Here is an 8,427-nt window from a genome sequence, read left to right on the forward strand (position 1 = left end):
TTCTCTTCCTCTTCTTGTGTATGGCATATCAGAATTCGATCAATTGAGAACACGCCCTAGAAGACTGGAGTCATCTTGGTATCCCCACGACTAGTCGCAAAAATTGAGGCCGAAGAGCCAACCCTTCGCCTAGCGGTTCTCATAGACGCTGACAATGCACAAGCTGCCGTCATTGAAGGGCTTCTGGCCGAGATTGCAAGGTTTGGCGAGGCAACTGTGAAGCGCATATACGGCGACTTCACTGCCCAAACCAGTTCATCTTGGAAGAAAGTACTGCAGCGGTACGCTATTAAGCCCGTTCAGCAATTTGCTTATACAACGGGCAAGAATGCCACAGACAGTACGCTGATCATTGATGCGATGGATTTGCTCTACACGCGAAAATTCGACGGGTTCTGTCTGATTACGAGCGATAGTGATTTCACGGGACTAGCAATGCGGTTGCGTGAAGAGGGACTCACAGTTCTTGGTTTTGGCGAAAAGAAGACACCAGATGCCTTCCGCAATGCCTGCCACAAGTTTGTATTTACTGAAGTTCTTCGTGCAAGTACGGTAGCTGAACCCGCTGAATCGACGCAGAAAACGGTGGATGAACCCAAGGCCTCTCCACCAAAGCCACCTACCGGGGCAACGGAACCAAAACAGGAGTTTCCTAAGCAGTTCGTGCTAACTGCACTTGAGCAGTCAATCGACGACGCTGGATGGGCGCATCTAGGTACATTCGGAAGCTACCTCACCAAACTGCAACCAGATTTTGACTCCAGACTTTATGGTTTCAAGAAGCTCTCCGAGCTTGTGAAAGCAAAGACGGAACTTTTTGTGACTGAAGAACGATTGGCACCAGGATCAACCCAGAAGGTGCTATACGTTCGTGCGAAATAGCTTTCTATTCTTTCTATTGTCGCCGGGTTTTCGTCGTTTCCCGTTCGTGCGCCTTGAGAATCGCCTGGAGTAAGCCGGGGAATTGTGTCTCCAGTTCGCGCAGGCGCACGCGGCTCGTGAGTTCTACGCCTTTGCGTTCGCTGACGATCAAACCCGACTCTCGCAGAATGCGATAGTGCTGTGAGCATGTTGATTTCGGCATCTCGATTTCGAGCCGATCCGTCATTTGCGTGCAGTTCAAACCGGCTTCTGCTTCCAGCAGTTCGTTGACGATGGCCAGCCGTACGGGATCGGCGAGGGCATGCAGAATGCCCGCCACGGTGATGTCTTCGCTATTCGGGTGCGCCAGTGGTCGACTCATAGTCCGTAAGGGTAACCGATACGGTTGCTTTTTCAATAATCCTGTTGTACCGTATTTATGAACTATTTAAAAGGATCCTTCTCATGACGACTCTTTTTGATCCCTTGCGCGTTGGCGATCTGGTGTTGCCGAACCGAATTGTGATGGCGCCGTTGACCCGCAGCCGCGCCGGCGCCGTGCGCGTTCCAAATTCCCTGATGGCCGAATATTACGTGCAGCGGGCAAGCGCGGGGCTGATCATCACCGAAGCGACCTCCGTTACGCCGCAAGGCGTGGGCTACGCCGATACGCCCGGCATCTGGTCAGCCGAGCAGGTGGCCGGGTGGAAGCTGGTCACCCAGGCCGTGCACCGGAAGGGCGGCCGCATTTTTCTGCAGCTTTGGCATGTGGGCCGCATTTCGCATCCGCTCTTCCTCAAGGGCGAGTTGCCGGTGGCGCCCAGCGCGATCGCCCCGGAAGGCCATGTCAGTCTGGTTCGCCCCGAGACGCCCTTCGTAACTCCACGAGCGCTCGAACGCGACGAGATCCCCGGAATCGTCGAAGCCTATCGGCAAGGCGCCACAAACGCGAAAGCCGCGGGTTTCGACGGTGTGGAAATTCACGGGGCCAATGGCTATCTGCTGGATCAATTCCTTCAGGACAGCACGAATCGTCGCACGGATGACTACGGCGGCCATGTCGAAAATCGGGCGCGCCTGATGCTGGAAGTCACGGATGCCGTCATCGGCGTCTGGGGAAGTCGGCGCGTCGGAATGCACCTCGCGCCACGCGGAGACAAGCACTCGATGGGCGATTCCAATCCGGCCGCTACGTTCGGCCATGTGGCCACTGAACTTGGCCGACGCAAGATCGCGTTCATTTGCACGCGCGAGTACCTTGGGCCGGATAGTATTGGCAAGAAAATCAAAGCCGCCTTTGGCGGCGTGCTGATCGCGAACGAACAATTCACCAAGGAATCGGCCGAACAAGCGATCGCCAACGGCGATGCCGATGCCGTGGCCTTCGGTCAAGCGTTTATCGCCAACCCCGATCTGCCCGAACGCTTTTGCCAGAACGCACCGCTCAACCCGCCGGATACCACAACGTTCTATCAAGGCGGAGCCAAAGGATACATCGACTATCCAGCGCTTGAATCATTGGAGACGACGTCCTGTCCAGGCTGATGTTCATTGGCAAGGCGGCAGGTCTCCTTGGCGCTTCGCTGCGCCACGGCGCGTGATTGCGGGTGAGGGCTGATCGCCTGCCTCATTTCGGGCGCGGTGCCGCTCAACGCACATAGCCCACGCGCGTTTGACCCATGAAATTTTCTGGACTTTCGCCAGGCGGATGGTAATACTCGTGCGTCCGCACAACCGTTACCCGTTCGAGTGAGAGCTCTGTGAATCCGCCTGTTTCCACGCCAACGACTCCGCGTCGTCTCCTTTATTGGGCCTCTTTCACGATAGCGGCTTTGGTGAACCTATTCGCGATGGGCTTCTTCATTGTCGGTCTCGCCGACGGGTCAGTCTCTTCGTTCAATATGACCTTGTGGTTTTCTATTCTCGCCGCAGCCGCGGCGGTCTTGTTTGTCGGACACCGTCTTCACCTGCATGGCCGGACCGGTCTGGCAATTGCCGTACTCGCTATCCTGGCGGTCCCGGGGCTGCTCTACGGCCTCTTTGCGCTGATAATGATCGTCAACCCGCCGCGCTGGAACTAGCGGCTAACGTTTTTTGCCGATGGCAAAATCATCGAATTGTTGATGACAGGCCACAATTGTCGGGTCCCTTGGCAGCAAGCCCGCTGGGCAGCACACTGCGCCGTTCAGGTGAAAGCAACTTTGCAAGGAGTTCATTCATTATGGATGCTGCTTTCTGGCACCAAAAGTGGGAAGCGAATGAGATTGGCTTCCATGAAGGTGAAGCCAATCGACTATTGGTCAAATACTTCAATGCGCTTTCTTTGGCGGAAGGGCGTCGCGTATTTGTGCCCCTGTGCGGCAAGACGCTCGATATTGCCTGGCTGCTTTCGAACGGCTTTCGCGTCGCTGGAGCTGAATTGGTCGAGTCGGCCATCGAGCAACTGTTTTCGGAGCTTGGAATCGAGCCAGAAATATCGGAGGTTGGTGAAGTAAAGCGCTACAGCGCAAAGAACATCGACATCTTTGTCGGGAATATCTTTTCTGTATCCAGCGAAATACTTGGTTCAGTCGACGCAATCTATGATCGGGCGGCTTTGGTCGCTCTGCCCGAAGAAATCCGCCGTCGATACACAGGGCACTTGATGGAGATTACGGATGGAACGCCGCAGTTGCTGCTTACCTTTGAGTACGATCGCAGCGTGATGGACGGCCCGCCTTTTTCAATCAGCAACTCGGAAGTGATAGAACACTATGGAGACCGCTATGAATTGACTCTGATGGAAAGCATCGCTATCCCCGGTGGCTTGAAAGGTAAATGCGCCGCGACCGAAAACGTCTGGCTGCTGAAGAAATGACCAGTACATCTGCATCGCCGCCAAAATATCGCTCAAACAATCAGACCGCTCGGCTGGTGCCTTGGCCGCAAGGCGAGTGGCTAAATTGCGGCACCAGTCAGGCTACGTTTGTGGGCGCCGAACCGGCTCAGATCGCGTTCGAGATTGACTCTCCGGAAGAACTTGCGCCTGGAGCCTTGTTATTCCATTGGGTACCCAGCAGGATATGCAAATGAATCTATTCCTTCTGCAGCTTCGTTAGAGCGCACGCCATGGCTGCCTACACCGCCGAAGTGCTCTGGTTTCGCTCAGGCCAGAAATTTGTCGACAACCGCTACAGCCGTAGTGCAAAAGGGGTCAGCTTCGTAGTGCAAAAGAGTGCAAAAGGGGTCAGCTTCGAATTGTTTTTGCGAAATTCAATGCGATGGTGATCCCTCCTATTCTTTTATTCCACGACGCCTCAGAAGAAGCTGCGTTTGGAGCCTTGTCGTTTCATCTGGCTCTCAGCAGAATGCGCAAATGAGATCACTTTTTCTGCAGCGTCGTTAGAGCGCCATATGGGTACAAGCACAATCGCCATTGTCGTAGCTGCGATCGCGTCCGCGATGGCAGTGGCCCTTTGGCTGCGATGGAAACGAGCCGCGCGTGCGGAATTCATACGCACGTATACATTTCCGAAGGGCCTGTTCGACAAGTTGAGGGAAAGACGGCCTCAGCTTTCTTTAAAGGATTGTCAACTTGTCGGACATGCGCTGCGACAGTTTTTCCTTGCTTACCTGAGGGGCGGCTGTCGGTACGTGTCAATGCCCTCGCAGGTCACGGACGATTTATGGCATGAACTGATTCTATACACAAAGGGTTACGAGTTCTTCTGCAAACGGGCGTTCGGCCGCTTTCTCCATCATTCGCCGGCTGCCGTTCTTGGTTCCAGACGAGAAAGCAATGAGGGATTGCGACGCGTTTGGTGGCGCGCGTGTATTGACGAGAACATCAATCCAAGGAAGCCTACACGCCTGCCGTTGCTATTCGCCATCGATGCGAAGCTGAATATTCCTGACGGGTTTCGCTATTTGACCGATTGCGGAGGCCCCAAGCGGCGTGAAAACCAGGCAGATCGCGGTGCCGCAATCTACTGTGGCGGAGATTTCTCGAGTACAGGATTTGACGGCACAACCGATGGCTTTGGAGATGCAGGGAGCGCAGACGCGACAGCGGACGCTGGCGGCGGTGGGTGCGGCGGTGGATGTGGGGGCGATTGAGTGTGGCGTTTAAAAAACCTTCCCGATGAGGAACTGCTTGCAAGGTGCGCTGCTGATAACCAGACTGAAGAAGCGCAAGCGGCAGCCAGAAAGGAGGCGCGTCTGCGCGGCTTGAATCCGATTGATCCTTCGCCAGTTGTCGAGGAAAGCGAGACCTACCTTGGCGACAGGGTCATCGTTGCCCGCTATCTCACACCCACGGAGGCGCACCTGTACAAGTCTTGCCTGGAAGGTGCTGGCATTCCCGCCGAAGTCGGAGACGCAAACCTTTTGCAGGCAAATGAGCTATTGTTCAGTGCACTGGGCGGTGCCAGCCTGCGGGTTCCCGAAGCATTTGTCGCCGAGGCCAAGGAAGTTCTGGCGGCAGTCGAGCGTGGCGATTTCGCGCTTGATGAGGGTTTCGATCCCGATGACGCTTAGCCCACACATTTCCTTCCAGGGGCTGCCTGAGGCAGCCTGTTAGATCAGGGTTGTACCTATCCAAGGAGCTTGCAATGCCGAATATCAATATTGCATGGTGGAATCTGGAAAACCTGTTTGATCATGAAACCGCTCCCAGGGACGATGAACTGAAATCAACATTGCGATCCGAATTGAAAGGCTGGACTGCCAGCATAAGAGACAGAAAAATATTGCAGCTCTCGAACATCATCAAGCTGATGTTCGGCGGAAGTGGCCCTGCATTGTTGGGTGTCTGTGAGGTCGAGAATGAAGCGGTAATGGCAAGACTGGCAGGTGCGATCAATGTCCCGGGGCGCAACTACGCGGTGATATCGCACGAATCTCATGACGCAAGAGGCATCGATACATCCTTCATCGTCGATACCAACGAACTGACTGTTTTGAGTACTGCTCATCAAGTGGTCATCAAGCGGTCGGCAACCCGCGATCTGTTCTGGGTGCGGTTACGTGTGAATGCCACAGGTGCGGAATTTGTTGCCATTGCCAACCATTGGCCATCGCGCAGTGCTGGGCAGTATTCTTCCGAGCCATTTCGAATCATGGCCGGCGAGACGCATTCCTACATTGTCTCCCGGCTAATTGATGAAGACCTGGGTGGTGAGAAGAATCTGCCTGTTATTTCAATGGGTGATTACAACGATGAGCCTTTCAATCGGTCGATAGAGGAATATGCGTTGGGCACAAGAGACCCTGGAAGGGTGAGGTACTCCAGGTCCGGTCATCTGCAGAACCTCATGTGGCCACTGATGCAGGGCCATGACCCCGGCACTTATCTGTTCGGCAGTGACTGGAATATGCTGGATCAGTTCCTGGTGAGCTACGGCATGTTGCGCACGCCCAGCCCGGTAAGGGCAAACGTCGATAGTGTTGCCATGTTCAAGCCGGCAGTATTAAAAGCATCCAGTGGCAAACCTCGCAAATTCAGCCGTCCTTCAGTAAAAGGAGGGGCTGATCTTGAGGGATACTCTGACCATTTCCCGATTACTGTCGAACTGATTGTCTGATGTACCCGCAGGGCGGAGAGGCGGTTTGGTTAACCGCGACCGCTTCGCTACCGCTGTTTGTTGCCGTGTCGCTACGCTTTGAGCGATGTCTTGCTCTGTGCCCGGTGGCGTTACGGCGAAACCTTTTTCCATGCAAAGCGCGCAATAATTCCCACTTGTACTATGATGGTGGTGACAGGTTGGGCGTTCCCACATTGCATTGAGAAGAACGGGATTCGTTTATGCGCAACATAATCGTTGCTCTCATGGTGATTGTCGGTTTCTCCGGTTTGACAATTGCGCAGGAAGCGCGCGTTGTGGCAGAGGATGACCATGTCGCTTTTTTCAAGAGCGTCTCTGGCGACGTCAAAGTCGTCCGGGGAAACAGCGCTCTTGTTCCCGTTGCGGGAACCCAGCTTTTTCGATTGGATGTGGTTTCCACGGGGCCGAATTCATCCTCAGGCATCGTATTCAAGGAAGGTACGTTGCTCACTCTGGGTTCTTCGACTGAAGTCGAAATTAGTCGTTTCCTGTTTCAGCCTGAAGCAGAGAAGTATGATTTTTCCCTTTACATGAGCAAGGGGGAGGCCATCTATTCGTCCGGCAAGCTGGGCAAGCTTGCGCCCGGATCCATCAATCTGAATACGCCCAGAGCGGCAGTAGGCGTGCGCGGCACGCGCTTTATCGTCAAGGTTGACTAAAAGGGGGCATGGTGACCGAAGCCATTCTTGCTTTTGCTTTCATTGTCGGGCTAAGTTTGTTCGGCGGCGATTCAGGAACCACCGTGATACTGTTGCCCGATGAAAGTGGTCAAGTTGGCGCTGTGACCGTCAGTACGGCAGACGATTCGAGAGTGCTGAATCAAACCTACAACGCGGTCACCGCCAAGGAAGATGCGACTCGCCTGGGCGAAACCCAGACATTGACCGAGGCACAGGTGAATGAGGAATATGAGCAGGTGCTTAAGGCTCAACCACCGAAGCCATCCAGCGTTATCCTTTACTTTGTTGTCGGGTCGTCCGAGCTGACTGCAGAATCCCGTGCAATCGTCCCCCAGATCGTCGACAGGATAAACGCGCAGGTGGCAACAGAAGTCCGCATCATCGGGCATACGGATACGACGGGATCGGATGAGATCAATGATAGATTGGCTCTGGAAAGAGCACGCGTGGTGGAAAAGCTTCTGAAGAGCAGCATTCCCTCTTTCGACCGGGTAAGCGTGAACTCTTACGGCTCCAAGGATCCGCTTGTTCCAACAGCTCCGAACGTTGACGAACCGAGAAACAGGCGGGTCGAAATTTTGATCCTGTAGCCGGTCAGCGCGCAGTGCAACCGACGGGATTCTCAAACAGGCTGTCAGAGAAGTGGCGATTCTGGATACTGCTGCTGGGCCTTGCGGTTGGTGCTGTCCTCGGTTTCTTGGGCCGCATGGATTCCGGGCTTCCCGTGCAGTGGAATTACCAGTTTCTCGATGCCTACCTGAAATACTCCGCAAGCGGGAAAGCGGCACACAACGCCGTCGTCGTTGACATCGATGACATAAGCCTCTCCGCCGCGGGTCAGTGGCCGTGGCCCCGATACCGAATAGCCGCCCTGATACAGGCAGTTGCCGATGCGGAACCCGCGGCCATCGGGCTGGATATTCTGTTTTCCGAGCCTGACCGGACCTCGTTGAAGAACATCCAAAGTTCGTTCAAACGGGATTTCGGTCTAAACCTTAGCTTTCTGGGCGCTCCTCCGGGTTTGTCCGACAACGACGGATATCTTGGTCAGGTGTTGTCCGGCTCCGGCACCGATGTCGTCGGAGCCTTCTATTTCTATTTCGATCACTCCGGCAAGGAGGGGACACTTGCGCCGCCGGCATTCCATATCAGCGGAAGAACCGACCTGCTTACGTTGAACGATGCTCCGGGTGTCCTCGGCAATATTGAGGAGATTGCCGCCGGGTTGAAATTCAGCGGCTTCATCAACAGCCAGCCGGACAGCGACGGCATGCTGCGCAGGATGCCCCTCTTGATACAGTACC

11 protein-coding genes are annotated in these 8,427 nt (G+C 54.7%); 10 read left to right on the forward strand and 1 reads right to left on the reverse strand.

What is annotated here, in order from left to right; all coding sequences use genetic code 11:
- Positions 1-75 precede the first annotated feature (75 nt).
- Complete coding sequence (locus tag PROAA_RS11295; RefSeq protein WP_186411442.1) at positions 76-882, forward strand: NYN domain-containing protein; 807 nt, start codon at positions 76-78, stop codon at positions 880-882.
- A gap of 13 nt (positions 883-895) precedes the next feature.
- On the opposite strand, the gene PROAA_RS11300 is transcribed toward PROAA_RS11295, so the two are convergent.
- The gene (locus tag PROAA_RS11300) at positions 896-1,243 is read right to left on the reverse strand and encodes an ArsR/SmtB family transcription factor (RefSeq protein ID WP_186411443.1); all 348 of its coding nucleotides are present in this window, start codon (positions 1,241-1,243) and stop codon (positions 896-898) included.
- An 83-nt stretch (positions 1,244-1,326) separates the two neighbouring features.
- Here PROAA_RS11300 and PROAA_RS11305 point away from each other — a divergent pair, with 83 nt between their 5' ends.
- The 9 genes from PROAA_RS11305 to PROAA_RS11345 all read left to right on the forward strand — a co-directional run.
- Positions 1,327-2,406: an alkene reductase gene (locus tag PROAA_RS11305; RefSeq protein ID WP_186411444.1), complete on the forward strand. Its 1,080-nt coding sequence runs from the start codon at positions 1,327-1,329 to the stop codon at positions 2,404-2,406.
- Positions 2,407-2,696: 290 nt separating this feature from the next.
- Positions 2,697-2,942 (forward strand): hypothetical protein, encoded by a 246-nt coding sequence (locus tag PROAA_RS11310; RefSeq protein WP_222102225.1) that lies wholly within the window; start codon positions 2,697-2,699, stop codon positions 2,940-2,942.
- A gap of 140 nt (positions 2,943-3,082) precedes the next feature.
- Positions 3,083-3,718, forward strand: a complete 636-nt coding sequence (gene tmpT, locus PROAA_RS11315) for a thiopurine S-methyltransferase (protein WP_186411445.1) — start codon at positions 3,083-3,085, stop codon at positions 3,716-3,718.
- Positions 3,719-3,969: 251 nt separating this feature from the next.
- Positions 3,970-4,128: a hypothetical protein gene (locus PROAA_RS11320; protein WP_186411446.1), complete on the forward strand. Its 159-nt coding sequence runs from the start codon at positions 3,970-3,972 to the stop codon at positions 4,126-4,128.
- An 828-nt stretch (positions 4,129-4,956) separates the two neighbouring features.
- Positions 4,957-5,376, forward strand: a complete 420-nt coding sequence (locus tag PROAA_RS11325; RefSeq protein ID WP_222102226.1) for a putative signal transducing protein — start codon at positions 4,957-4,959, stop codon at positions 5,374-5,376.
- Between the two features lie 74 nt (positions 5,377-5,450).
- Positions 5,451-6,422, forward strand: a complete 972-nt coding sequence (locus PROAA_RS11330) for an endonuclease/exonuclease/phosphatase family protein (protein WP_186411447.1) — start codon at positions 5,451-5,453, stop codon at positions 6,420-6,422.
- Between the two features lie 221 nt (positions 6,423-6,643).
- The gene (locus PROAA_RS11335; RefSeq protein WP_222102227.1) at positions 6,644-7,102 is read left to right on the forward strand and encodes a FecR family protein; all 459 of its coding nucleotides are present in this window, start codon (positions 6,644-6,646) and stop codon (positions 7,100-7,102) included.
- An 11-nt stretch (positions 7,103-7,113) separates the two neighbouring features.
- Positions 7,114-7,713, forward strand: a complete 600-nt coding sequence (locus tag PROAA_RS11340; RefSeq protein ID WP_222102228.1) for an OmpA family protein — start codon at positions 7,114-7,116, stop codon at positions 7,711-7,713.
- A gap of 134 nt (positions 7,714-7,847) precedes the next feature.
- A partial coding sequence (locus tag PROAA_RS11345) for a CHASE2 domain-containing protein (RefSeq protein ID WP_186411449.1) occupies positions 7,848-8,427 on the forward strand: 580 nt, incomplete at its 3' end.

Source organism: Candidatus Propionivibrio aalborgensis (genome assembly GCF_900089945.1).
Lineage (GTDB): Bacteria > Pseudomonadota > Gammaproteobacteria > Burkholderiales > Rhodocyclaceae > Propionivibrio > Propionivibrio aalborgensis.

Bases quoted from the DNA above. Each gene is read 5' to 3' on its own strand.
- PROAA_RS11300 (WP_186411443.1), bottom strand. From the start codon at position 1,243: ATGAGTCGACCACTGGCGCACCCGAATAGCGAAGACATCACCGTGGCG.
- PROAA_RS11305 (WP_186411444.1), top strand. From the start codon at position 1,327: ATGACGACTCTTTTTGATCCCTTGCGCGTTGGCGATCTGGTGTTGCCG.
- tmpT (WP_186411445.1), top strand. From the start codon at position 3,083: ATGGATGCTGCTTTCTGGCACCAAAAGTGGGAAGCGAATGAGATTGGC.
- PROAA_RS11320 (WP_186411446.1), top strand. From the start codon at position 3,970: ATGGCTGCCTACACCGCCGAAGTGCTCTGGTTTCGCTCAGGCCAGAAA.
- PROAA_RS11330 (WP_186411447.1), top strand. From the start codon at position 5,451: ATGCCGAATATCAATATTGCATGGTGGAATCTGGAAAACCTGTTTGAT.
- PROAA_RS11335 (WP_222102227.1), top strand. From the start codon at position 6,644: ATGCGCAACATAATCGTTGCTCTCATGGTGATTGTCGGTTTCTCCGGT.